The sequence below is a fragment of the Caldanaerobacter sp. genome (genome assembly GCF_049701115.1).
GTDB lineage: Bacteria > Bacillota > Thermoanaerobacteria > Thermoanaerobacterales > Thermoanaerobacteraceae > Thermoanaerobacter.
Genome location: NZ_JBNATX010000003.1, coordinates 21,062 through 44,509, shown reverse-complemented (window position 1 = coordinate 44,509; position 23,448 = coordinate 21,062). Strand labels below are relative to the sequence as shown.

General features: G+C 36.1%; 24 protein-coding genes and 1 other RNA gene. 20 read left to right on the top strand and 5 right to left on the bottom strand.

Annotated features, from left to right (window positions below; genetic code table 11):
- Positions 1-19: 19 nt before the first annotated feature.
- Entirely contained in the window at positions 20-1,369 is a 1,350-nt protein-coding gene (gene rlmD, locus ACPLVE_RS02480) for a 23S rRNA (uracil(1939)-C(5))-methyltransferase RlmD (RefSeq protein ID WP_424609532.1), read from the top strand.
- A gap of 93 nt (positions 1,370-1,462) precedes the next feature.
- Complete coding sequence (locus tag ACPLVE_RS02475) at positions 1,463-2,551, top strand: glycosyltransferase (RefSeq protein WP_424609530.1); 1,089 nt, start codon at positions 1,463-1,465, stop codon at positions 2,549-2,551.
- On the opposite strand, the gene ACPLVE_RS02470 is transcribed toward ACPLVE_RS02475, so the two are convergent.
- A complete protein-coding gene (locus tag ACPLVE_RS02470; protein WP_424609529.1) occupies positions 2,546-3,670 on the bottom strand; it encodes an N-acetyltransferase in 1,125 nt (374 codons plus the stop codon). The two genes, ACPLVE_RS02475 and ACPLVE_RS02470, sit on opposite strands and share 6 nt — an antisense overlap.
- A 77-nt stretch (positions 3,671-3,747) precedes the next feature.
- Between ACPLVE_RS02470 and ACPLVE_RS02465 the strand changes: the two genes are divergently transcribed.
- The 9 genes from ACPLVE_RS02465 to ACPLVE_RS02425 all read left to right on the top strand — a co-directional run bounded on the left by ACPLVE_RS02465 (position 3,748) and on the right by ACPLVE_RS02425 (position 12,280).
- Complete coding sequence (locus ACPLVE_RS02465) at positions 3,748-4,722, top strand: P1 family peptidase (protein WP_424609527.1); 975 nt, start codon at positions 3,748-3,750, stop codon at positions 4,720-4,722.
- Between the two features lie 67 nt (positions 4,723-4,789).
- Positions 4,790-5,335 carry a LemA family protein gene (locus ACPLVE_RS02460; protein WP_424609525.1) on the top strand — a complete coding sequence of 182 codons (546 nt, stop codon included), beginning with the start codon at positions 4,790-4,792 and terminating at the stop codon, positions 5,333-5,335.
- 18 nt (positions 5,336-5,353) lie between these two features.
- Positions 5,354-6,250: a zinc metalloprotease HtpX gene (gene htpX, locus ACPLVE_RS02455; protein WP_424609523.1), complete on the top strand. Its 897-nt coding sequence runs from the start codon at positions 5,354-5,356 to the stop codon at positions 6,248-6,250.
- Between the two features lie 151 nt (positions 6,251-6,401).
- Positions 6,402-7,592, top strand: a complete 1,191-nt coding sequence (locus ACPLVE_RS02450) for a patatin-like phospholipase family protein (protein WP_424609521.1) — start codon at positions 6,402-6,404, stop codon at positions 7,590-7,592.
- Positions 7,593-7,617: 25 nt separating this feature from the next.
- A complete protein-coding gene (locus tag ACPLVE_RS02445) occupies positions 7,618-8,193 on the top strand; it encodes a carboxymuconolactone decarboxylase family protein (RefSeq protein WP_424609519.1) in 576 nt (191 codons plus the stop codon).
- A gap of 7 nt (positions 8,194-8,200) precedes the next feature.
- Positions 8,201-9,457: an MFS transporter gene (locus ACPLVE_RS02440; protein WP_424609517.1), complete on the top strand. Its 1,257-nt coding sequence runs from the start codon at positions 8,201-8,203 to the stop codon at positions 9,455-9,457.
- Between the two features lie 47 nt (positions 9,458-9,504).
- Complete coding sequence (locus ACPLVE_RS02435; protein WP_424609515.1) at positions 9,505-10,311, top strand: SDR family NAD(P)-dependent oxidoreductase; 807 nt, start codon at positions 9,505-9,507, stop codon at positions 10,309-10,311.
- Positions 10,312-10,583: 272 nt separating this feature from the next.
- On the top strand, positions 10,584-10,946 hold the full coding sequence (locus ACPLVE_RS02430) for an HIRAN domain-containing protein (protein ID WP_424609513.1): 363 nt from the start codon (positions 10,584-10,586) through the stop codon (positions 10,944-10,946).
- An 11-nt stretch (positions 10,947-10,957) separates the two neighbouring features.
- Positions 10,958-12,280: a replication-associated recombination protein A gene (locus tag ACPLVE_RS02425; RefSeq protein ID WP_424609511.1), complete on the top strand. Its 1,323-nt coding sequence runs from the start codon at positions 10,958-10,960 to the stop codon at positions 12,278-12,280.
- Positions 12,281-12,320: 40 nt separating this feature from the next.
- On the opposite strand, the gene ACPLVE_RS02420 is transcribed toward ACPLVE_RS02425, so the two are convergent.
- Both ACPLVE_RS02420 and pckA read right to left on the bottom strand, forming a co-directional pair.
- Positions 12,321-12,452 carry a hypothetical protein gene (locus ACPLVE_RS02420; protein ID WP_424609509.1) on the bottom strand — a complete coding sequence of 44 codons (132 nt, stop codon included), beginning with the start codon at positions 12,450-12,452 and terminating at the stop codon, positions 12,321-12,323.
- A gap of 91 nt (positions 12,453-12,543) precedes the next feature.
- Complete coding sequence (pckA, locus tag ACPLVE_RS02415; protein ID WP_424609507.1) at positions 12,544-14,109, bottom strand: phosphoenolpyruvate carboxykinase (ATP); 1,566 nt, start codon at positions 14,107-14,109, stop codon at positions 12,544-12,546.
- A 240-nt stretch (positions 14,110-14,349) separates the two neighbouring features.
- Here pckA and ACPLVE_RS02410 point away from each other — a divergent pair, with 240 nt between their 5' ends.
- Positions 14,350-14,559, top strand: a complete 210-nt coding sequence (locus ACPLVE_RS02410; RefSeq protein WP_424609505.1) for a YgiT-type zinc finger protein — start codon at positions 14,350-14,352, stop codon at positions 14,557-14,559.
- Here ACPLVE_RS02410 and ACPLVE_RS02405 read toward each other — a convergent pair.
- Positions 14,520-14,984, bottom strand: coding sequence for an NUDIX hydrolase (locus ACPLVE_RS02405; protein ID WP_424609503.1), 465 nt, complete (start codon positions 14,982-14,984; stop codon positions 14,520-14,522). The two genes, ACPLVE_RS02410 and ACPLVE_RS02405, sit on opposite strands and share 40 nt — an antisense overlap.
- Positions 14,985-15,047: 63 nt before the next feature.
- Between ACPLVE_RS02405 and ACPLVE_RS02400 the strand changes: the two genes are divergently transcribed.
- Positions 15,048-15,905, top strand: coding sequence for an RluA family pseudouridine synthase (locus ACPLVE_RS02400; RefSeq protein WP_424609609.1), 858 nt, complete (start codon positions 15,048-15,050; stop codon positions 15,903-15,905).
- Here the strand turns inward: ACPLVE_RS02400 and ACPLVE_RS02395 are convergent.
- The gene (locus ACPLVE_RS02395; RefSeq protein WP_424609501.1) at positions 15,900-16,733 is read right to left on the bottom strand and encodes a radical SAM protein; all 834 of its coding nucleotides are present in this window, start codon (positions 16,731-16,733) and stop codon (positions 15,900-15,902) included. The two genes, ACPLVE_RS02400 and ACPLVE_RS02395, sit on opposite strands and share 6 nt — an antisense overlap.
- A 101-nt stretch (positions 16,734-16,834) precedes the next feature.
- Between ACPLVE_RS02395 and ssrS the strand changes: the two genes are divergently transcribed.
- From ssrS to ACPLVE_RS02360, 7 genes are all read left to right on the top strand, one after another.
- Positions 16,835-17,013, top strand: a non-coding RNA gene (gene ssrS, locus ACPLVE_RS02390) — 6S RNA.
- A 70-nt stretch (positions 17,014-17,083) separates the two neighbouring features.
- On the top strand, positions 17,084-18,727 hold the full coding sequence (locus ACPLVE_RS02385; RefSeq protein WP_424609499.1) for a nucleoside kinase: 1,644 nt from the start codon (positions 17,084-17,086) through the stop codon (positions 18,725-18,727).
- Positions 18,728-19,032: 305 nt separating this feature from the next.
- Positions 19,033-20,565, top strand: a complete 1,533-nt coding sequence (locus tag ACPLVE_RS02380) for a methyl-accepting chemotaxis protein (protein WP_424609497.1) — start codon at positions 19,033-19,035, stop codon at positions 20,563-20,565.
- A 138-nt stretch (positions 20,566-20,703) separates the two neighbouring features.
- Positions 20,704-22,056, top strand: a complete 1,353-nt coding sequence (locus tag ACPLVE_RS02375; protein WP_424609495.1) for a radical SAM protein — start codon at positions 20,704-20,706, stop codon at positions 22,054-22,056.
- Positions 22,057-22,121: 65 nt separating this feature from the next.
- On the top strand, positions 22,122-22,784 hold the full coding sequence (locus ACPLVE_RS02370; RefSeq protein ID WP_424609493.1) for an iron dependent repressor: 663 nt from the start codon (positions 22,122-22,124) through the stop codon (positions 22,782-22,784).
- A gap of 102 nt (positions 22,785-22,886) precedes the next feature.
- Complete coding sequence (locus tag ACPLVE_RS02365; protein WP_424609491.1) at positions 22,887-23,075, top strand: ferredoxin; 189 nt, start codon at positions 22,887-22,889, stop codon at positions 23,073-23,075.
- 82 nt (positions 23,076-23,157) lie between these two features.
- Positions 23,158-23,388 carry a small, acid-soluble spore protein, alpha/beta type gene (locus ACPLVE_RS02360; protein WP_424609489.1) on the top strand — a complete coding sequence of 77 codons (231 nt, stop codon included), beginning with the start codon at positions 23,158-23,160 and terminating at the stop codon, positions 23,386-23,388.
- Positions 23,389-23,448: the final 60 nt, after the last annotated feature.

Sequence of the window (23,448 nt, the reverse complement as noted above, 5' to 3'; positions counted from 1 at the left end):
GTAAGAAAGGAGATGAGCCATGAAAAAGGGAAAGGTCTTGACTTTGCAGGTAGAAGAAATGGATTTTAAAGGTAAGGGGATAGCTTTCTATGAGGGGAAACCTATAAAAATCAGAGGCGGAGTAATAGGAGAAAAGGTAGAAGCAAGAGTACGGAAACGAAAGGGAGAATTAGAAGGAGAAGTTATAAGAATTATCGAAAGGTCCCCTCTTGAAGTAGAGAGCCCTTGTCCTCATTTTGGTGAGTGTGGAGGTTGTACTTATCAGAATCTCACCTACGAGACTCAGTTGATGATAAAAGAAAGAGGAGTGTTAAAACTCCTTGAAAAAGAAGGAATAGCCGATTTCGAATTTTTGGGCATAGAAGCTAGCCCAAGGGTTTATGGTTATAGGAATAAGATGGAATATACTTTTGGAAGGGATAAAGAAGGAAATAAAGCCTTAGGGCTTCACAGAAAGGGAAAGTTTTACGAGATAGTGATGACTGATAAGTGTAATATTGTAGACGAGGATTTTAAAAAAGCTCTTTCTATAGCCTTTGATTATGCTTTGCAAAAAGAATTGCCTTTTTATGACAAAAAGACTCATGAGGGGTACCTGAGGCATCTGGTAGTGAGGAAGGCTTCAAAAAACAATGAACTTTTGATAAATATCGTAACCACTACTCAGATAGACCACAACTTTAATGAGCTGGTCGAACGTTATAAAAAAGCAGAATTTATAGCGAATTTAGTGGGTATTTTACACACTTATAATAATTCTCTTTCGGATGCAGTGATATGTGAAAAGATGGAGATACTCTATGGAAGAGATTATTTGATTGAGGAATTGTTAGGTCTTAAATTTAAAATAAGCCCTTTTTCTTTTTTTCAGACAAATTCCTATGGTGCCGAAAGGATATATTCTACTGTGAGGGACTTTGCAGGGGATGTGTCTGGGAAAGTGGTATTTGACCTTTATTGCGGTACAGGAACAATAGGTATAATAATGGCGCCTGTGGCAAAAAAAGTATTTGGAATAGAGATAGTGGAAGAGGCGGTCATCTCAGCGAGGGAAAATTCGAAATTAAATGGGCTTGACAACATAGAATTTCTCGCAGGAGATGTTTCTAAAAAGCTGAAAGAGATAAATGAAAAACCCGATGTGGTGATAGTTGATCCTCCAAGGGCTGGGATAAACTTGAGAACAATAGAGGATATTTCAAAGTTGAGTCCAGAGAAGATAATATACGTTTCTTGTAATCCAGAGACCTTTGTGAGGGATTTAAAACTTTTTAATGAAAAGGGATATTCTGTTAAGAAAATAAAGTTGATTGATATGTTTCCCCACACTTATCATGTGGAATCAGTGGGGCTTCTTGAAAAAGAGTGAGGAAAGGAGATTGCGATGTTTTATGCAGAACTTTTATTAGGCTTATTTTTCATTTTTTTCTGGGCTGCTCAAATCTTTTTTGTAAAAAAACATATGGATTGGACATACAATGTGATAGATTCAAATGAAGAAGATGAAAAAGAAGGAGTTACTATAATACATCCAATAAAGGATCTGGATTTTGAATTTGAAAAGAACGTAATGTCTACTTTTGAACAAAATTATAGAGGACCTCTTCAACATGTCTTCAGTTTTCAGGATGAAAATGACCCTGCTATTCCTGTAGTAAAAAGACTGGTTGAAGATTATTATCCAAATTTGGATGCGGCAATTACAGTTAACCCTCTGATAGAAGGGTTGAATGGGAAGAGTTCTAATATGATTCATGGTATGAAATTGGCAAAATACCAAACATTGGTGTTTGTGGATAGTGATATAAGAGTGCAACCTGATTTTATAGTGAAAATGGTGAGACCTCTAAGAAAACATGGGGTAGGAATGACTACCTGCGGGCAAGTGAATATAGGCGGAAAAGACTTTTGGACTAGGTTTTTTACCTTTCTTCAGAATAGTGAAACAGACTTTTTATGGGCATTCTTCACAAAGCTTAATCTCAATATGGGAGCTACAGGTGCAGCTTTTGCGATGAGAAAAGATTTGCTGGAGAAGGTTGGAGGACTTGAAAGATTTGGTAGTTCTCTTCTTGAGGATTTTCATTTAGGAGAGACTCTTTACAAGATGGGTTATAAGTTGGTTTTAGGCCCCTTTGTAGAGTGCCATGTGAACGTTCTTCCAATGGAGAGGTCTTTAAATTATGCTAAAAGAATAGGGGTAGGGATAAAAACCCATATACTCACAGAGTTACCTTTATTTGTACTTATGCTTTCCTGGTATTGGATATTTTTAATGATAGGTATCTTAACCAAAAGCAAAGGAGTAATATTTTTGTCGCTCATTTTTCTCTTTTTTAGAGTAATACAGTCTCTTTTGATGAGAAAAGTCACAAAAAATGAAATAAAAATTGTTGATTTTATAATGGGGCCTTTGTTTGATATATTTGGTAGTTTTTATCTTTTGTACGCTTTATCTAATCCATATGTTGAATGGAGAGGTATAAGATATAGAGTTTCAAAAGGGGGTTATATCCAGAAAATAGAGGTGCCTGAAAAGAAAAATTCATAGAAGCTTTTTATATATTCGGTAAGTTTTGTAGTGAATTCCTCCGAGGCTTTCTATATCTTTTCTCATTCTTAAATTGTCCTCTCCAATAGTAGAGCCTTCACCGTAGGAATAATTTTTCTTTAAGCCGTTTAAAAAGGTCTGGTAATATATAGCGTAAGAAACTCCTTTTTGCCTGAATTCCGGAACTACGAACATGGTAAAGAATCTTACTCCTTCAATTTTTTTCCTATACCATAGAAATTTTGCTATAGAAAAAGGAGTGAGCTTGCCTTTCATATGAATTAAGACTTCATTATAATCAGGGAGAGCAAGGCCAAATCCAATAGGGTTTTCCTGTGACCTTGCTATTACTATGAGGTCAGGGTCTGCAAACGGTTTTAATTTTTTTGCCATTTCTTTTATTTCTTCGAGGGAAGGAGGGACTAAGTCTTCCCATTCATCAGGTACAGAAAGGTCTATTACTTTTTTTAAATCCAACACCTCCCTGTCTATAGCTTTTAAATTGATGCTTTTGAGATAAAAGTTGTACTTTTTTTGGGCATACTCTAAGATTTTTTTAGGGTCTTTTGCAAAAAGTTTTTTAGGGTCTAAGTAATAGGCGTAAAGGTCATAGTCTTTTTCGAAGCCATATCTTTCTATAAAACTTTTGTAATAAGGAGGATTGTAAGAGTTCATAAAGACGGGAGGCATATCGTAAGCATTAATAAGAAGTCCTTTGTATTCATCTCCTTTCACGCCGAAAGGAGAAACAGGTCCTTTGATTAAATTGATGTTTTTATCTTTTAACCAGTTGATAGCAGCATCCATTAATCCAAAGAAAACGTCGAAATCTTCTATAGTTTCTAACAGAGCAAAGTAGCCCATTTTTAGATTTTTTCTTTGATTTAAATTTTTATCTATTCCGACAAAAATTCTTCCCGCAGGTTGACCTTCTTTGAAGGCTAAAAACATTTCAAATTCTATGTTTAAAAAAGCAGGATTTTTTCTATTTAAGGTGTTTTTCATGTCCGATATAAGAGGTGGGACCCAGTTTCTGTTATTTTTATATATTTGCCAGGGTAATTTTATAAATACCATGAGTTCTTGAAGGGACTTTACAGGTTTTATTTCGATCTTCATATTTTATCTCCTTCTCTTTGAGACTTTAATTTATTATATCACATAATGTTTTAATTGAGAAATGGAGGTAATGAGAAATGGAACTTCAAGAAATAGATATCAGAGAAATTGAAGGAATAAGGCTGGGAAACGCAGAGGATTTGGAAGCAGGGACTGGGTGTACCGTTGTAATGTGTGAAAAAGGAGCGACTCCCGGCGTAGAAGTGCGGGGAGGAGCTCCTGGTACGAGGGAGACAGACCTTATAAGATCAGAAAATCTTGTAGATAAAATTCATGCAGTAGTTTTGGCGGGCGGATCAGCCTTCGGACTTGAAGCTGCTTCAGGTGTGATGAAATATTTAGAAGAAAAAGGGGTGGGGATTGAGGTAGGCAAAGTAAAGGTTCCAATAGTAGCCAGCGCCATACTTTTCGACCTTTCTGTAGGCAATCCCTACAGGAGGCCAGATTTTGAAATGGGGTATAGAGCTTGCGTCAATGCTGAAAAGGGGATTTTTGAATGTGGAAGTAAGGGAGCTGGTACTGGAGCCACAGTTGGTAAACTTTTTGGTATGAATAGAGCGATGAAAAGCGGAATAGGGTGCTATGCTATCAAGGCTGGAGAGCTGAAAGTAGGAGCTGTAGTTGCAGTCAATGCTTTGGGAGACGTTATAGATCCTGAGACAGGAGAAATATTGGCGGGGCTTTTAGATGAGAAGAAGAGAATACTAGTAGGAACAGAGAGGGAGATAGTAAAAAACATCAAGCCTGAAAGGGATATATTTAAAGGTAATACGACTATAGGTGTTGTGGTTACTAATGCTTTAATAACCAAACCAGAGGCTAATAGAATCGCTATGATGGCTCATAATGGTTATGCAAGAGCTATAAGGCCTGTACATACAATGTTTGATGGAGATACTGTCTTTGTCATGGGTACGGGAGAGGTAAGAGTAGACATTACAGCTTTAGCGGTTTTGGCAGTGATGGCAGTAGAAAAGGCTGTAGTAAAGGCTGTAATTGAGGCGGATTCCATTCACGGACTTAAGTCATATAAAGACCTAAAAAAAGTTTAATTTTGTTGCTTTTTCTGGAAGAATGTAATAAAATTAAAGTGCATAAAAATTGAAGGAGTGATTGAAAATGTTGTGGATAATTTTATCTATTATAGCAGTAATAGTGCTTTGGTTTATACTGACTTATAATGGATTTATCAACTTGAGAAACAGAGTAGAGAATGCATGGGCACAGATAGATGTACAGCTGAAAAGGAGATACGATTTAATACCTAATCTTGTTAATACAGTAAAAGGATATGCCGCTCACGAAAAGGAGATTTTTGAAAAGCTGGGGGAACTGAGGGCCAAAGCAATGGGTTCTGGTAGTGTAAGGGAGATAGGCGATGCCAATAATCAGATTACACAAGCGTTAAGGACATTATTTGCTGTTGCCGAAAACTATCCTGAACTTAAAGCCAATGAGAACTTTTTAAAATTACAAGAAGAACTTACTAATACGGAAAATAAAATAGCATTTGCAAGACAGTTTTACAACGATGTAGTTATGCAATACAATGCTGCCCAGCAAAGGATTCCAGCTTCTATTGTTGCTAAAATGATGGGACTTACCCCTAAGGAATATTATCCGGTAGATGAAGGAGAGAGAGGACCAATTAATGTACAGTTTTAAAATGTGAGGATGAGAATTATGGGCAAGAAGACTTTATACGAGCTCCAAGCAGAAAATGTCAGAAAAACTTACTTCTTTATAGTGCTGTTTTCATTGATGCTTTTTGCCATAGGATACTTTTTCGTGTGGTATTTTAATTGGGGAATAACAGGTATAGTTTTTTTAGCGATTTTTATAATCTTATACAACTGGATAGCTTATGAGCAGTCTGATAAAATAGCGTTGGCTTCAGTAGGTGCAGAACCTGCAGACCCGGAAGAATATTATCTTCTCCACAATGTAGTGGAAGAAGTAGCTCTTGCCGCTGGGGTTCCAAAGCCCAAAGTGTATATAATGCATGAAAACCAGCCTAATGCCTTTGCTACCGGAAAGGATCCGAAACATGCTGCGATTTGTGTTACTACAGGTCTATTAAAAACCATGAATCGAGAAGAGTTACAGGGAGTCATCGCTCATGAGATGTCCCACATCAGGAATAGAGACATTCTCTTAATGACGGTGGTGGCAATAGTTGCGGGATTGATAATACTTTTAAGAGATGTTTTTTTAAGGAGCATGTGGTGGGGGGTAGGAGGAAGAAGAAGAGACAAAAACGACAACCTTGGCTTTATACTTCTTTTAATAGGGCTTATACTTTCTATAATAGCGCCTATTGTGGTTTTGATAATAAGGTCTGCTATATCAAGACAGAGAGAATTTCTGGCTGATGCTACAGGTGCATACATTGTGAGAGACCCGTATGGGCTCGCATCGGCATTAGAAAAAATTGGGAATTATGCAAAACCCATGAGAACAGCATCGAATGCTACTGCCCATATGTTTATATCCAATCCTTTTGGAAAAGTAGAGCGCCTTTTTGCTACCCATCCTCCAATTGAGGAAAGAATAAGAAGGCTAAAAAGCCTAACTATATAGCGTTACTGTATTTAGAACCATGAAACGCTTCTTAAATAAGAGGGTTATGTCAACAAACTGGAAGAAGTGGCTTTATGCCACTTCTTGGTTTTTTGTTTTTTAAAAAGATTGTGGTATACTTTTTACTGGAAAAGTTTTTGGGGGTTTTACTATGTACGGGGTGGTTTTAGAAGGAGGAGGCGCAAGAGGAGCTTATCAGGTAGGAGTATACAAGGCTCTTACAGAAGAGGGGCTTGAAATCAGGGGGGTAGCTGGAACTTCTGTTGGAGCCTTAAACGGTGCAATTTTTGTGCAGGGCGACATAGATAAGGCCTGGGAAATATGGGAGAACATTAGTTATTCAAGAGTTATAAAGGCAAGTGACGAGGAGATAGAAAAATTTAAAGAGGGCAGATTAGAAAGTAAAGACATAGCTCTTCTTCTAGAAAAGTTAAGAGGGATAATAAAAGAAGGGGGCTTAGATATAAGTCCTTTGAGGCAACTATTGCAAGAGGCAATAGAAGAGAGCAAGATAAGAAATTCTGGCAAGGATTTTGCAATTGTGACAGTTTCTTTAAGTGATTTTAAGCCCCTTGAACTTTATATTGAAGATATACCATACGGAAAACTTATTGACTATTTGATGGCAAGTGCTTACTTGCCTGTCTTTAAGAGAGAGAAAATTGATGGAAAGAGCTTTTTAGATGGCGGAGTTTACAACAACCTTCCCGCCAATCTGCTTATAGATAAGGGGTACAAGGACTTAATAATCATAAGAACAGGAAGTTTTGGTATAGTGAGAAAAGTCGATTTTACAGGATTAAATGTCACCATCATTTCTCCAAAAGAAAATTTAGGAGGAATTCTTGAGTTTGATAGAATGAGGGCTATATATAATTTAAAACTGGGGTATTACGATGGGTTAAAGGCTTTAAAAGGACTTAAGGGGAAGAAATACTACATCAAATGCGAAGAAAAAGAAGAATTTTTTATTGACTATCTTATGAGGATAGATGCGGAAAAAGTTAAAAAATTAAAGAGGATTCTGGAAATAGACGATGAGATACCGGAAAAAAGAGCTGTCTTCGAATTTATAATTCCTAAATTAGCATCTCTTTCAAATTTAGGATCGAAAGCTGATTATGAGGATATTTTTCTTGTAATTTTGGAAAACCTGGCAGAAGAGTATAAATTAGAGCGGTTTAAAGTCTATTCCTATAAGGAATTAATAGAGAAGGTAAGAGTAAAGATTAGGGAAGAAGCTACTACGGAGACAGAAGAAAGTGTGATAGAAAAAATAGTTAAAAAAGTTTTTGCTAAAAACGAGATTTTAAAGGAAGCTGGTAAAGTATTATTCTGTTAAGTCCAAAAAGGAGGCAGAGAATTTTATGGATAAAGAAGGCGAACATAGATTTTACGATGTTAAAACTTTCTACAGGTTTTTGGAAGATTTTTTAACCGACAGAGGACTTGAGAAGCCGAAGAAAAAAGTAAAGCTTGATAAAGATTTCTTTGAAAGAATAATGCTGGCGGTGACCCAGGTCAATGGTTGCCCTTATTGTAGCTATTTTCATGCACAGATGGCATTAAAGTCAGGCATGTCTAATGAGGAAATCAAAAAGCTTTTACAAGGAGAATTCGAGGATGCGCCGGAGGAACAGCTCGTGGCTCTGATGTTTGCAGAACATTATGCTGAAACTGCTGGAAACCCAGACAAAGAGGCATATGACAGGCTTGTAGAAGTATACGGCAAAGAGTATGCCTACAGCATAATGAAGGCGATTAGAGCCATTATGGTAGGTAATACACACGGCAATGCTTTTCATGCTCTTAGGATGAGGCTTTCTAGAAAGCCTTTTTCTAATAGCACTTTGAGGGATGAAGTAGGGATAGTTTTTGGCATATTTTTATTTGCACCATTCATACTTATAAAAAATCTTTTTAAAAAAAGCGATAGGGGGTAATAGGAGATTGGAAAAATTAAGAGAGAGATTTACTGAAGACAACAATTTTAACGCTTATTTTCCGTTTATCTGGCATGGTTTTTTTATTGCTCTTACTATGACGATGATAGAGATGAACACCATTCTACCCTCTCTTATATCGCAACTTACCAATAGTCCAGTTGCTTTTGGAGCTTTATATTCCGTTATGTTAGGAGCTCCTGTTGCTTTTAATTGGCTTTTTGGGCGTTTTCAAAGTGGTTTTCCTTATAGAAAACAATTCCTTATTTTAGGTATTTACATAAGGAGTTTAAGTTTTATTGGAATGGCTGTGGTGACTTTTCTTCTGGCAAAGACCCAACCTTTATTGGCATTATTAGGCTTTTATCTTCTCATATTCATATTTTCTTTGAGCGGAGGTTTTGCAGGAATCGCCTATACAGACTTAATAGGTAAACTTTTGCCTTCAGAGAAAAGAGGGGGTTTTTTTGCAATAAAGCAGTTTTTTAATGGGGTTGGCTCTCTGACTGGGGGACTAATGGTTGCCTGGATTTTTAAACCTGGGGCTTTGGAGTTCCCCAAAAACTACTCTATAGCCTTTTTAATAGGGGGAATTGGACTTTTTGTTGGAGTTTTAGGTTATTTGTTTATGAAAGAACCCCCTTCTACCGTAAAGAAAGAGGAAAATATCCATGGTTTAGGTGAATATTTAGAGAAAATTGTAAGTATCTTAAAAAAAGATAAAGAATTTGTTAAATTTATAGTTGTAGAAAATCTTACTGGATTCAGCCTCATGATTCTCCCTTTTTATATCGTATTTATAAAGCATAATTTCGAAAATTATATGAATTATTTAAGCTTTTTTGTAATTTCACAGATAGTGGGAAATATTTTTTCAAATTTTTTGTGGGCTGCGATATCTAAAAAGTTAGGCCCAAAGTCGGTGTTGAGAATTTGCATACTCTTAGGGGGCACTCTACCAATAATTGCTATTTTACTAAAGCCTTTGGGACTTTTTTCGTACATGATTTTATTTCTTTTAATAGGTTTTATAGGCAGTGGAAGAGGAATAGGTTTCGACCTTTATTTTTTAGAGATTGCTCCTGATGTGGATAGACCTCTTTATCTTGGCATAAGAGGGAGTTTAAATCTATTAGTGGCTTTTTTGCCTTTGGCAGGAGGAATTTTTATAAAGTATTTTGGGTTTTACACAACTTTTATTATGGTATCAGTCATAATGTATACTGCTTTTTTATTAAGTAGACTGAATATGAATTTTGATTGATTATTAATACTTTGAATGGTAATATTTAATAAAAGGAGGGAAAGAAAATGAGTGTCATTCTCATAACAGGTGCTACAGACGGTATAGGGAGAGAAGTGGCAAAAAAACTTGCTTCAGAAGGTTATGATTTGGTCATCCATGGAAGAAGTGAACTAAAGCTCAATAAACTGGCAGATGAAATAAAAGAACGAACAGGGAAAGATGTTTTTCTGCTAAAGGGAGACCTTTCTGCTTTTTCAGACCTTGACAAAATGATAAAGACAGTAAAGGAAACTTTTAAAAATATAGATTGGCTCCTTAATAATGCTGCTACATTTGAGCCTCAAAGGAAGATAGTAGATAGAGGTTTTGAAAAGACTTTCATGGTAAACTACATTGCTCCTTTTTATCTTACTATTTCTTTGTTAAAAGAAGGTGTAGACATTAGATACATATTGAATGTAAGTTCAATGGCACATGCTTCTTCAATTGATTTTCAAGATTTGCAGCTAGAAAAGGGGTATGATGGCTATAAAGCCTATTCACTCTCAAAACTTTATATAACTTTATTTACTTACTACCTTGCTGAAAGGTTAAAGGGAAAAGCATATGTTAACTGCTTACATCCGGGAGTAATAAATACCAAACTTTTAATAAACAATTGGGGTGCCATAGGATCAAGCGTAGAGGAAGGGGCTAAAAATGTGATTAACACAATAAAATATATTGAGGAAAATAATGTCACTGGGATGTACTTTGATAATGGTAAACCTTCAAGGTCAAAGCCTATCACTTACGATAGGGAACTCCAAAGAAGGCTGTGGGAGGAAACTTTAAGGCTTGTTGAAATTGAAGAAAGTGAATTAAATTTTTAAAAGACAGAGTTTTCGCCTATACTGTTAATTTGCTATTTTAAAAATAGCGAAAAAAAGGTATAATAAAGGAAAGCTTTTAATTTATTAGTGAATTTGATATTAGAACTGGTAAATCTTATTTTTTCAAGATTTTCATGCCCTTTATAGCTTTTGCTGATTACTCCTTTTTATTTTAAAGGATTAACCTTTTCTTTTTTAGAAGAAAAATGTAATTAGGGTGGCTTAGAAACTAAGAAGTGGATTGAATTCATACGTCAGAAGGAGTGGTGAAAATGGAAATTTATTTTGCTATAACAGGACTTAACCACTACTATAATTCTAGTATATTAAAGCCAGGAATGATAGTTAAACTCGAGAAAGACTATAACAATGATTATGACGAAGAAGCTATAGCAGTAACACTTCCATATTTAGGTAAAATTGGCTATGTAGCTAATAGCGTTGGAACCGTTCCTAAGGGATGTTATAGTGCGGGTAGGCTTTATGACAAATTTGGTTCTTATGGATATGGCACTATCAGGTTTGTAGGCAAGGATTATGCAATAGCTGAATTTTTAGAGGATGATTTTATAAAAATAACCTTAAAATTTAAGGTGAGGGAAAAGAAGAAGAGAAAAAATAAAAATAAGACTTGATGGTGATAAATATGCACAGGCAGACCTCCATGTTTGATGCTCATTTTGAGAATAATAGGCCATTGGCGGATAGAATGAGGCCGAAAACTCTAGATGAATTTGTCGGGCAGGAGCATATTTTAGGAAAAGGTAAGGCTTTAAGAGAACTAATAGAAAAAGACAGCATAACTTCTATGATACTTTGGGGCCCTCCCGGCGTAGGGAAGACTACCCTTGCGATGATTATAGCTAGCATGACAAATTCTAGGTTTGTCAATTTTAGCGCGGTGCTTTCTGGGATAAAAGAAATAAAAGAGATAATGGCCCAAGCTGAGAGAGATGCTATGTATGGACAAAAAACTGTTGTGTTTATAGATGAAATTCACAGATTTAATAAAGCGCAACAGGATGCGTTTTTGCCCCATGTGGAAAAGGGAAATATAATATTGATTGGAGCTACCACGGAAAATCCTTCTTTCGAAGTAAATTCTGCTCTTTTATCGCGTTCCAGAGTTTTCATGTTAAAACCCTTGGAAGTAAATGATATAGTAATTATTCTTGAAAGGGCTTTAAAAGATGAAGAGAGGGGACTTGGACTTTACAACGTAGAGATTGATAAAGAGGCCCTCCAAAAAATTGCGGTTTTTTCTAATGGAGATGCAAGAGTAGCTCTTAATACTTTAGAGATGGCGGTGATGGCAGCAAAGGTTATCAACGGCAAAAGAGTTGTAACAGATGAGGTTCTTTCTGACGTCATGCAGAAAAAAGCTTTACTTTATGATAAGGCAGGAGAAGAGCATTACAATTTGATTTCTGCTTTTCATAAGTCTTTAAGAAATAGTGATTGGGACGCTGCTCTTTATTGGATGGCCAGAATGCTGGAGGCAGGGGAAGACCCTCTTTATATTGCAAGGCGTATGATAAGATTTGCCTCAGAAGATGTGGGATTGGCTGATCCACAGGCTCTTTCCATAGCTATTGCTGCTTATGAAGCTTCTCATTATATAGGGATGCCCGAGTGCAGTGTAAATCTTGCTCAAGCAGCTGTGTATCTTGCTTTAGCTCCTAAGTCAAACGCCCTTTATGTAGCTTACAACAGGGTAAAAAAAGATGCAGAGGAGACTTTTGCCGAGCCGGTTCCCATGCATTTGAGAAATGCCCATACAAAGTTGATGAAGGAATTGGGGTATGGAGATGGTTATAAATATGCTCATGACTTTGAAGAGAAAGTTACTGATATGGAATGCCTGCCCGAAAATCTTAAGGGTCGAAGATATTACATTCCTACCGATTCAGGTTTTGAAAAAAAGTTAAGAGAGAGAATGGAACAGATTTTAAAATTGAAAGGGAAATAAAAGCGGCATTTTGCACTATGCAAAATGCCGCCTTATTTTTCTATACTTTTTCATCTTTTGGATCTTCAAATATTATTATACCAGGTACGAAAAGTAAAATTATCAATATTATTATTATGATCCATATCCACTGGCTTTCAGAATTTTTTTGTTTACCAGGTTTGCCAGGCATATTTTACAAGACCTCCTTTTTAGAAGAGTCAATTTTATAATATGTAAAAGGCAAATAAAAAGTTCTCTCTGCACATCGCAGAGAGAACTCTTTATATTCTAGGACCAGCATTTTTTATTTCTTCACTTACGTCTTTATATTTTTGAAAATTTTCTATAAATCTCTGGGCTAGTCTTTTCGCCGTTTTATCATACTCTTCTTTATCTTTCCATGTATTTCTGGGGTTTAAGATTTCAGGAGGTACTCCGGGGCAAGAAACGGGGATGTTAAGATTAAATATAGGGTCTTTGGTAAATTCTACTTTATCTAATTCACCTTTTAAAGCAGCTGATACCATCCTTCTGGTGTATTCTAATTTTATTCGTGTTCCAACTCCATAAGGCCCTCCTGACCATCCAGTATTTACTAAAAAAACTTTTGTATCGTATTTTTCAATTTTTTCTCCTAGCATTTTAGCATATACCATTGGGGGCAGAGGTAAGAAAGGAGCCCCAAAGCATGTGGAAAAAGTGGCCTGTGGCTCTGTTATTCCTCTTTCTGTTCCAGCAAGCTTGCTGGTGTACCCAGATAGAAAATAGTACATTGCTTGCTCTTTTGTGAGTTTAGCTATAGGAGGGAGAACTCCAAAGGCATCTGCAGTGAGGAAGATTATAGTTTTGGGATGTCCTCCTACCCCACTTTGAATTGCGCCAGGTATAAAGTCAATTGGATATGCTGCTCTCGTATTCTCAGTAATTTTATCACTTGTGTAATCAGGTTCCCTTGTAGCTTCATCATATATAACGTTTTCAAGAATTGCGCCGAATCTTATGGCATCCCATATTTGAGGCTCTTTTTCTCTTGACAAGTTTATGCATTTAGCGTAACATCCGCCTTCAAAGTTAAAAATTCCTTTTTCAGACCATCCGTGTTCGTCGTCTCCGATTAGAAATCTTTCGGGATCAGCAGATAAAGTAGTTTTTCCAGTACCAGAAAGGCCGAAAAACAGAGCAGTATCGCCATCTTTTCCCATATTGGCAGAACAGTGCATAGAAAGCACGCCTCTTTTTGGCATTAGGTAGTTCATAAGTGTAAAAATAGCCTTTTTAATTTCTCCCCCGTATTGGCTGCCGCCTATTATTATTAACTTTTTAGTAAAATTCAATATGATGAAAGCTTCTGAATTTGTACCGTCAATTTCGGGAATTGCTTTAAAACGGGGAGCAGCTATCAAAGTGTATTCAGGTATAAAATTTTCTAATTCTTTTTTTGAAGGTCTTATGAAAAGTTGCCTTGCCATGAGGCTTTGATATGCGTATTCTGTTATTACCCTTATGGGGATTCTGTACGCAGGGTCTGCACCTACAAATCCATCAAAAATAAAGATGTCTCGCTCCTGTAGATAGGCAGTCAATCTGTTAAGGAGCTTTTCAAATTTTTCTGGAGAAATAGGTTTATTGTTCTCCCACCAGATCTCATCATGTATTTCCAGGTCATCTACTATGAATTTATCGTTTGGAGATCGACCAGTATACTTTCCTGTATAGACATCAAAAGCTCCATTGTTTATGAGAACACCCTCTTCTCTTTTTACGGCTTCTTCTATCAGTTTTGCAACAGACAAATTTCGGTAAACGTTTTTAAAATTGATTAAACCCAATTTTTCAAGTTGAAGCATTTATAAGGCCTCCTTTTGGTATTTGAAATATATTTTTGCAATTTTTCGATTCAGTAATTGCAAAAAATATCTTATAGAGTATAAAATTGTAATTTCCAATAACATTCTAACACTTTTCAAATAATTTTTCAAGAGATTAAAGTTTTCCGAAGATGAAAAGGGTAAATTTTTAAGCAAAAATGTCGAAAATGTGTTATAATAAAAAAGCATAAGCGAAAGAAGAATCAAGGAGTGACCTATGTGAAGAAATGTTTTTGTGGTGGAAATATAGAAATAAAGAAAGTAGAATATAAGATAGTGAAAAACGGAAAAGAAAAAGTATTTAAAGATGTCCCAGCTTATGTGTGCCAAAAGTGCGGAGCTATATATTACGATACGGATATATTGGATGCGGTTTTTAAAGGGGAGTTTCAGGAAAAAAGTTTGAATTTCGAATTATTAAAAGGGTAAATAGGGTCTAATGTGAGAGAATTGTAACTTTTACTCCACACTTTTTCAATAAGATATCTCGAAAGATAAACTACCTTTTCATCCCTTATGGCTTTTTCTATGTCAAAAAATTCCGCACCGTCATTTTCTACATTGTCAGGTGTGGGTGTTCCAGAAATATAGTCCAAAAGGAACACTATGTATATTTCCGAACTGCCATCTGGCAGAATTATGCTTCTTACAGAGATTATATTTTTTACTTTTGCATCAATAGAAGTTTCTTCCTTTATTTCTCTTAAAATGGCGTCATCTATATTTTCTCCGGCCTCCACGTGTCCGCCGGGTATTATCCATTTTCCTTTGAAACTGCCATAAGTATGGCGTACGAGAAGCACTTTATTTTCTTTTATTACTATTCCACCAACGCCGACTATTACTTTTTTCATAACATCACCAACTAGTTGTTTTACTTAGATTATAGCATAAATTTTAAAGAAAATGGTGAGAAGATGAAACTTGTGGTGGGGAAAAATGAAAAAGGGCTTACTTTAGAGAGCTTTTTAAAAAAAAGGGGATTTTCAACAAGATTGATTAAGATGTATAAATGGCATGGAGAAATACGCGTAAACGGCGAAAGAGTAAACGTAAAGAAAATTTTGGGAGAGAGAGATGTGATAGAACTTTCTCTTTTTGATACTTCTTCTGATATACTGCCGCAGAAAATAGAGCTTTCAATTTGCTATGAGGATGATGAAATTTTAATCGTGGATAAGCCTGCAGGCATGGTAGTACATCCTACAAGAAGGTATAAAGAAGGAACGCTGGCTAATGGTATTGCCTATTATTTTAAGGAAAACGGTATAAAAACTTTGATAAGGCCTGTTAACAGGTTAGACAAGGGTACATCCGGTATTGTCATTTTTGCAAAAGAACCTTTTATGCAATATTATCTTCAAATTGTAAAACCTATGAACAAATTTTACTATGCTGTAGTGAAAGGCAGGCTGGAGGGAGAAGGAATTATTGATATGCCTATAAAAAGGAAGTCCTTTATGACAATTGAAAGGGAGGTTTCGGAAGAAGGGGATAGGGCTATTACTTATTATAAATCGCTAAGGGCGACAGAGGAATTTTCGCTTTTGAAAATCAAAATTGCTACTGGTAGAACTCATCAGATAAGAGTACATCTCAACTATATAGGGCATCCCATCGTGGGAGACGACTTATATGGGGAACCTACTTTTCATATTGATAGACCTGCTCTTCACGCCTATAGAGTTACTTTTTTTCATCCTTTAAAAGAGAAAGTAATCTCGGTTTACGCTCCTCTTCCAGACGACATAAAAAGACTTTTTGAGTTTTTATAAATTTTGAAAGATTCCATTTTTAAGTCCAATTTTAAAGAAAAATTCGACGGCTTCTTTATATTCTTTGGAATTAAGTCTTCGATTTATTTCGGGGTAATTTTTTGCCTTATAATAAGGGGTATACTGACTCATAAGGCTTACGTATACTCCCTGAGGCAGATTTTCTTTTATCCAGAGGAGGATTTTTTTAGTGTCCTCTACATATCCGGGCATTACCAAATGTCTTATCACAAGTCCTCTCTTTATAATACCATTTTCATCGAATTCTGGTATTCCTACTTGTCTTTCCATTTCTAATATTGCCTGGGTAGCGTATTTGAAATAATCAGGCGCATCTGAGTACTTGAAAGCTATCGTGTTGTCATAATATTTGAGGTCAGGCAGGTATATATCAACGAGCCCTTCAAACATTTTTATGGTTTCGACATTTTCATAGGCATTAGTATTGTAAAGGACAGGGATTCTAAGTCCTTTTTCTTTTGCAAGAATAAGAGATTTTTTTATTGAGTAAGCGTGAATTGTAGGGGTTACGAGGTTGATATTGTGTGCTCCTTTCAATTGAAGCTTTAAAAATATTTCTGCTAGCTCTTCCTCTGTGACAAAAGTGCCAAACTTATACTGACTTATTTCGTAATTTTGACAAAATACGCATTTTAAATTGCAGCCGCTAAAAAATACCGTACCAGAGCCCTTATTCCCACTTATAAAAGGTTCTTCCCCATAGTGCAAAAAAGCATCCGAAACTTTAGCTTGCCATGGCATATCGCAAAAGCCTCTTTCTATTGATCTATCTACATTACACTTTCTGGGACACAGATTACACCTCATAAAACCACCTCTTTTCAAGTTTATTATACCATTGTTATTTTTAAATTTTTGTTGCATTTTTATGAGAATTAGTGTACACTATAATTGTAAACGAAAAACAAATGTTCCTGGGGAGTTTGTAGCAGGCTAATTTGTTTTCACCCAACGCAACCCATACGGGAACTCGGGTTCATCAGCGGATGAAATGCCTGTTAAAGCCAGGACTTCAGAAGCTGGTGACAGGGTACCCACCTGCGAGAGCAGGGATGAAAACATAGCCGTACGGCTCCATGGGTAAGGTTAGAGCCCCTTTTTGGGGCTTTTAATTTTTTATAAAATTGGAGTATAATAGTGTCGAGGTGAGATTTTCTATGAAGATAATAGTAAAAGGGAAAGAATATGAATATCCAGAAAATGTAAGGCTTGAAGATATTGCTAAGGATTTTGAGCATTTTTACAATGGGATAATAGTTGCAGCAAAGGTGAATAATGAGCTTAAGGATTTGAATTGCAGAGTTTCTGAGGATAGTTCTGTAGAATTTGTAGATACTACGTTAGAAGAGGGTACGAGGATATACAGAAGAAGTCTTACTTTTGTATTTATAAAGGCTGTAAAAGAACTTCTCCCGGGTGCCACTGTTACAATAGAGCATTCTCTCGGGAAAGGATTATATTGTGAAATTCATGGTTACTCTATAAATAACCGAATAGTGGCTTCGATAAGAGAAAAAATGAAGGAAATTATAGATAAAGACTTAAAAATAGAAAGAAAAATGCTTCCAAGGCAAGAAGCCATAAAACTTTTTGAAAAAGAGGGATTAGTGGAAAAAGTTAGACTTTTTGAAGGTGTTGACAAGGAAGAAGTGCCTGTGTATTACTGTGATGGAACGGTTGATTTTTTCTATAGCCCTTGCGTTCCCTCCACAGGTTATTTAAAAGTATTTGACATAAGGTTTTACTTTCCAGGAGTAATTTTAATTGCACCAGATATCTACAATCCCAGATCTTTACCTATATTTACAGATGTTCCAAAGCTTGCTTCTATTTTTAAAGAGGCAGAGGAATGGGTTCATATTCTTGGAATAAACTATGTGGCTTCTTTAAATGAGGTTATAAAAAAAGGGGGAGCAAGAGATCTGGTCTTGGTTTCCGAGGCTTTTCATGAGAAAAAAATTTCAAAAATAGCAGATTACATCGCTTCAAACAGGATGATAAAAGTAGTTCTCATTGCAGGTCCTTCTTCTTCGGGAAAGACGTCTTTTATCCACCGGCTAAGTGTACAGCTTAAAGTAAACGGTCTAAAACCTTTCGCTATTTCTCTTGATAATTACTTTGTGCCCAGAGAACTTACACCTAAAGATGAGTTCGGCAATTATGATTTTGAATCTATTGATGCTTTAGATTTACCGCTATTTAATGAGCATTTGATAAAACTAATACAGGGAGAAGAAGTGGAAATACCTATTTTTAATTTTAAGACAGGCGAGAGAGAACCTGTTGGTAGAAAGGTTCAACTTGAGAAAGACCAGATAATATTGATGGAAGGAATTCACGGGCTTAATGAGAAACTAACTGCTCAGATTCCTAAGGACAATAAGTATAAAATATACGTGAGTGCAATAACTCAGCTAAATTTAGATGAACATAACAGGATCCCAACTTCTCAAACAAGACTTATAAGGCGAATAGTTAGAGATAGCCAGTTTAGGTCTTCTGATGCCGCTGAGACTATAAATATGTGGCCTCGGGTGCGAAAAGGAGAAGAACGCTGGATTTTCCCATATCAGGAGCAAGCAGATGTCATGTTCAACTCCTTCTTGCCTTATGAACTTCCCGTATTAAAAAAGTATGCTGAACCCCTTTTAAAGAAGGTTCCCAAAGATGAGCCTGCTTATTCTATTGCAAAAGAGATGCTGGAATTTTTAAGTTATTTTTATCCAATAGAAGATGAACTTGCTATTCCTCCTAATTCAATCATAAGGGAATTTATAGGTGGAAGCTGTCTGGATGTGTGAAGAAAGGGCTTAGGTGGGGTACCGGCCAATTCGCCCTTCGGGCTAGGAATCCGCTCGCTTTGCTCGCCCCGCCTTCGCTCCGCAAGTTCGCCAAGTTTAGTTACCGCTTTTACAACAAGTCGCATTTACACACAAAATGCTACTTATTCATTTTGTTAACAGTCTGAGAAACATATACCTTTTTCATTTATATAAAAAAACAGAAGTGAATCAAGGAATTGTATAAAAATAAAAAATAAATGCTTTAATATTTTTGGCTAAATGCCGATTTTTTTAATAGACACTAAATGAGGAGGAGGACTATTATGCGTATTTTTTATTATGAAATAGGAATTGCAGTAATCTTAATTGTATTTTTCGTATATTTATGGATATCAAAGAGAAACATAGCTTTGGCACTAATAAAAATGCGAGAAACAATAAATTTGATTGCAAAAGGGGATTTATCGCAAAAGATTGAGATAAAAGGCGTTAAAGAATTAAGAGAGCTGGCCCAGAGCCTTAATGGCTTTCTGGAAAATTTTAAAATGCTTATTATGGAGTCCCAGCAGACCGCGGAACAGACAGTGGTAAGCTCTAAAAAGTTAATGGTTGCAGTTGATAACGTTACCACCGCAGCAAAAGAAATTTCAACTGCTTTAGAAGAGATTGCGAAAGGAGCCGAGGAACAGGCAGTAGCAGCTCAGAGAACAGCTAAAAATGCCAGCGAAACTTTTGAATTAAATGAGAGGGTTAAAAACAAATTTGAAGAGACAAAAGGTTTGGCTATCGACATGGAGAAAGAAATTAAAGTAAATGAAGAGATTATGCTGGAACTTATAAGTAGGATGGAGAAAAGTGCTAGCAAAAACAAAAAACTTATAGAAGAAGTAACAGAATTAAGAGAAAGAGCTAATAAAATAACAGATATAATAGGTATGGTAAATAAGATTGCTGACCAGACAAATTTGTTGGCTCTTAATGCAGCTATTGAAGCGGCAAGAGCAGGTGAACATGGAAAGGGCTTTGCAGTTGTAGCAGAAGAAGTAAGAAAACTTGCAGAACAGTCGGCTTCTGCAGCTGGAGAAATAGTTCTTCTCACAAAAAGCATTCAAGATAAAATAAAAGAAGTTTCAACAAAGCTCGAAGAAGAAGTCAAGGGGGTGCTGGAAAATCTCTCATATGCAAGTCAAGTAAAAGAAAAATTAAAAAGTGTTGTGGATTCAAGTGAGAATGTAGCAGAAGCTATTTCCTTTGTAGATAGTCTTATCAATTCTCAATATGAGAAGATAAAAGAAATTGCAGATTTAAATCACAAAATTGCAGCAGTTACTCAAGAGACTGCGGCTAATACTGAGGAGACACTAGCTTCAACAGAGGAGCAGGTATCTTCAATGGAAGAATTAAAAGAGATGATGAGACGATTGAATAATTTTGCTGAGAAGCTTCAAAATTTGGTAAAGAAATTTTCTCAGACAGTAAAACTTACAGTAGATCAAAAGAGAAAAATAGAAGAAGCTAAGAAAATACTCCAAAACATAGCAAAAGAAAAAGGGGAAGAGCTTTTTGGATATAAAGCAAAGGATATAATCATGGATGTGGTGCAGAAATATCCTAATTTCGAATTAGCTTTCTCGATAATGGAAAATGGAGATATAAAGGCTATTTCCGTTGAAGTAGACATATCTAATGTGTATCACAGGACATGGTTTCAGAGAGCTATTGAGGGGGAAGTAACAGTAACAGAGCCTTATATTTCTCTAGCGACAAATGAAATTTGTGTAACAATAGCAATTCCTGTCTACAAGGGAGATAGAGTTATTGGAGTTTTTGGAGGAGATGTCCAATTGGGCAAATAAAATACATAAGATTTGCATAAAATAGAATAGATGTCCTTGAAATATTATTTTTGAAGTGGTATAATATGCTTGAAATGGAATTTGGGTTTTTTGGGTCAATTTGATTTTTTGGGGAAAATAAAAGGGGAGGGTTATGAGATGAATGTTCTTGACCCTATTGTGGGTGCCATTATAAACTATGTTGAAAAAGACCCGGAGAAAAACTTAGATGCCATAGCGAATTTGCTCTCAAAAATAGCAGTGATGCCCCAGCACAAGCAGCAGATAGAGCAAGTTAAAAGGTTTTTAGATGATAAAAACAGTAATTGGTACAGATATGCTGTGAAGCTACTTAAGAGAATCGATAAGAACATAATAAAGACTCTGGGAGTAAACTTTTTCATTTATTCGGGTCTTAAAGGTATTCCAAAGCAGAAAGAATTGGAAGAAAAATACGATATAAACATTCCGTGGGCGATTTTAATGGACCCGACAGAAGCATGTAATCTGAGGTGTGTAGGATGTTGGGCAGGCCAGTATAAACCTCACAACCTACCTTTTGAAGTGATGGATAGGGTATGCACAGAGGCAGAAGAATTGGGAGTTTACTTTATAGTACTGTCAGGTGGAGAACCTACCCTTCGCATGAAAGACATTATAAAGCTTGCTGAAAAGCATAAAAATCAGGTATTCCACCTCTTTACAAATGGTACCTTGATCGATGAGGACATGATAAAAGAGGTAAAGAGGGTGGGCAATATAACTTTTGCAGTAAGCATTAATGGCTTTAGAGAATCGAACGATGCGATAAGAGGCAAGGGTACTTTTGACAAAGTTATGAGAGCAATGGATTTAATGAGGGAAAATGGAGTTCTCTTTGGATACTCTACTGTCTATACGAGAACAAATGTGGAAGAAGTTTCAAGCGATGAATTTGTAGACATGATGATAGATAAGGGAGCAGCTTTTGCATGGTATTTTACTTATGTGCCAGTTGGAAGGGATCCAGACATTAATTTTATGGTAACACCTGAGCAGAGGAAGTATATGTACGAGCGAATAAATTACATAAGAGCTACAAAGGAACTTTTTGCAATTGATTTCTGGAATGACGGGGAATACAGCGGAGGATGCATTGCGGGAGGTAGAAGATATTTACACATAAATGCAGCAGGTGAAGTAGAACCTTGTGCTTTTATTCACTACTCCAATGTTAATATAAAAGATGTGAGTCTTTTAGAGGCCTTACAATCTCCTATAATGAAAGCTTATAGAAAGAGACAGCCTTTTAATCCAAATCATCTAAGACCTTGCCCTCTCATTGATAACCCTGAAAAACTTCTAGAAATTGTCAGAGAATCCAAAGCAAAACATACAGAAAACAGTCCGGCATCTCATATAGAAAATTTGTATGAGGATTTGAGAGTTGTAGCCGATAACTGGGGCAAAGTGGCCGATAAAATTTGGGAGGAAAAAATGGCAGTAAGAATGGCAGTGAAAAAAGAAGCTTGACAATGTTGTCGAATTTTCATATAAAAGTTAATGTGGTCCATTACTTTTAAGGACGAGGTGCAAAGATGCTTACAAATAGGAGAAGGGAATTTTTAAAGATCGTGGTCGAACTTTATGATGAAAAAAAAGAACCTATTCATTATAGTGATGTGGCTGAAAAGATGGGAATCAGCCGGTGGACTGCGTATGATATTTTAAAAGAACTCGAAAAAGGGGAATATTTAGAAGCAGAATATTACTTAGAGGAAGGGAAAAGCCAGGGTAGATCCGTGGTAAGATTTATTCCGACAGAAAAAGCGTACCAACTTTTTGATAAAATTTCTACAAACGAGTGGGAAAACCTTAAGGAAAACTTGATAAGCAAAGTTAAGAATGGAAAAAATACTTCCCTGGAAGAATTATTGAATGGCATGTTTCATGCTACAAAGCCGCTGGAGTTTTGCGCTTATGCTATTGCTGCTTTTTTGTTAAAATTGAGAATGATATCTGGGCTTTCTCTTCAGAATTTGGAAAGCAATATTTTAACTTGCGTAAATCCGGCTTCCACATTGGTCTTGTTTGGTGGAACGGTACTGGGTGTCTTGCTTTACAATAAAATAAAAACCGATGTGGACAAGGTGCTTTCTGAGAATATTAGAAGATTTCAGTTGCATCTGAATGAACTTGATCAAAAAGATATACATCTTTTAAATAATTTTTTAAAAGACCTGATAGCTGCTGCGACATGATGCAGCAGCTTAATTTTTTTTGGAATCTATTGAAGAAAAGTTGAAGGAATGGTATAATGTATACGTAAAATTTTACATAATAAATTTTGGGAGGTAAGTATAATGAAAGTATATGTAGATCAGGATGAATGCATAGCTTGCGGAGTTTGTATAGACATGTGTCCAGATGTCTTCGATTGGAATGAGGATGGCAAATCTCACGCAATTGTGGATGAAGTTCCAGCAGATTTGGAAGACTGTGTTAGAGATGCAATGAGTTCTTGCCCAACTGAAGCTATTAAAGAGGCATAACCCGGATTTTTCCGGGTTTTTTCATGTATTTAGGTATGGCTTTAGGGTAAAATAAATTTAAAAAGAATTTTGGAGGGGTTCTATGGGGAAGAGAAAAAAATTATACCCTAAAGCCGAAGATGAATTAGATTCTTTAAAGCAAGAAGTGGCTGAAGAATTACATTTAGATGACGATGTCGAAAAACGTGGTTGGGAGAACATGACCACAAGAGAAGTAGGTAAAATAGGTGGAAATATGGTAAAAAAGATGATAAAGTTTGCAGAAAAAGAGATGGATAAAAAAGATGGTAAGATAGACGACAAAGAGGGCTGAGGATTTTCCTCAGCCTATATGATATTTTTGGAGAAAAGCAGGAAAAATTGATTTATTGTC

Bases quoted from the DNA above. Each gene is read 5' to 3' on its own strand.
- ACPLVE_RS02405 (WP_424609503.1), bottom strand. From the start codon at position 14,984: ATGAAAAAAGTAATAGTCGGCGTTGGTGGAATAGTAATAAAAGAAAAT.
- ACPLVE_RS02435 (WP_424609515.1), top strand. From the start codon at position 9,505: ATGAGTGTCATTCTCATAACAGGTGCTACAGACGGTATAGGGAGAGAA.
- ACPLVE_RS02365 (WP_424609491.1), top strand. From the start codon at position 22,887: ATGAAAGTATATGTAGATCAGGATGAATGCATAGCTTGCGGAGTTTGT.
- ACPLVE_RS02375 (WP_424609495.1), top strand. From the start codon at position 20,704: ATGAATGTTCTTGACCCTATTGTGGGTGCCATTATAAACTATGTTGAA.
- pckA (WP_424609507.1), bottom strand. From the start codon at position 14,109: ATGCTTCAACTTGAAAAATTGGGTTTAATCAATTTTAAAAACGTTTAC.
- htpX (WP_424609523.1), top strand. From the start codon at position 5,354: ATGGGCAAGAAGACTTTATACGAGCTCCAAGCAGAAAATGTCAGAAAA.
- ACPLVE_RS02380 (WP_424609497.1), top strand. From the start codon at position 19,033: ATGCGTATTTTTTATTATGAAATAGGAATTGCAGTAATCTTAATTGTA.
- ACPLVE_RS02470 (WP_424609529.1), bottom strand. From the start codon at position 3,670: ATGAAGATCGAAATAAAACCTGTAAAGTCCCTTCAAGAACTCATGGTA.
- ACPLVE_RS02445 (WP_424609519.1), top strand. From the start codon at position 7,618: ATGGATAAAGAAGGCGAACATAGATTTTACGATGTTAAAACTTTCTAC.
- ACPLVE_RS02360 (WP_424609489.1), top strand. From the start codon at position 23,158: ATGGGGAAGAGAAAAAAATTATACCCTAAAGCCGAAGATGAATTAGAT.
- ACPLVE_RS02450 (WP_424609521.1), top strand. From the start codon at position 6,402: ATGTACGGGGTGGTTTTAGAAGGAGGAGGCGCAAGAGGAGCTTATCAG.
- ACPLVE_RS02420 (WP_424609509.1), bottom strand. From the start codon at position 12,452: ATGCCTGGCAAACCTGGTAAACAAAAAAATTCTGAAAGCCAGTGGATA.
- ACPLVE_RS02465 (WP_424609527.1), top strand. From the start codon at position 3,748: ATGGAACTTCAAGAAATAGATATCAGAGAAATTGAAGGAATAAGGCTG.
- ACPLVE_RS02425 (WP_424609511.1), top strand. From the start codon at position 10,958: ATGCACAGGCAGACCTCCATGTTTGATGCTCATTTTGAGAATAATAGG.
- ACPLVE_RS02460 (WP_424609525.1), top strand. From the start codon at position 4,790: ATGTTGTGGATAATTTTATCTATTATAGCAGTAATAGTGCTTTGGTTT.
- ACPLVE_RS02475 (WP_424609530.1), top strand. From the start codon at position 1,463: ATGGATTGGACATACAATGTGATAGATTCAAATGAAGAAGATGAAAAA.
- rlmD (WP_424609532.1), top strand. From the start codon at position 20: ATGAAAAAGGGAAAGGTCTTGACTTTGCAGGTAGAAGAAATGGATTTT.
- ACPLVE_RS02400 (WP_424609609.1), top strand. From the start codon at position 15,048: ATGAAACTTGTGGTGGGGAAAAATGAAAAAGGGCTTACTTTAGAGAGC.
- ACPLVE_RS02430 (WP_424609513.1), top strand. From the start codon at position 10,584: ATGGAAATTTATTTTGCTATAACAGGACTTAACCACTACTATAATTCT.
- ACPLVE_RS02370 (WP_424609493.1), top strand. From the start codon at position 22,122: ATGCTTACAAATAGGAGAAGGGAATTTTTAAAGATCGTGGTCGAACTT.
- ACPLVE_RS02385 (WP_424609499.1), top strand. From the start codon at position 17,084: ATGAAGATAATAGTAAAAGGGAAAGAATATGAATATCCAGAAAATGTA.
- ACPLVE_RS02395 (WP_424609501.1), bottom strand. From the start codon at position 16,733: ATGAGGTGTAATCTGTGTCCCAGAAAGTGTAATGTAGATAGATCAATA.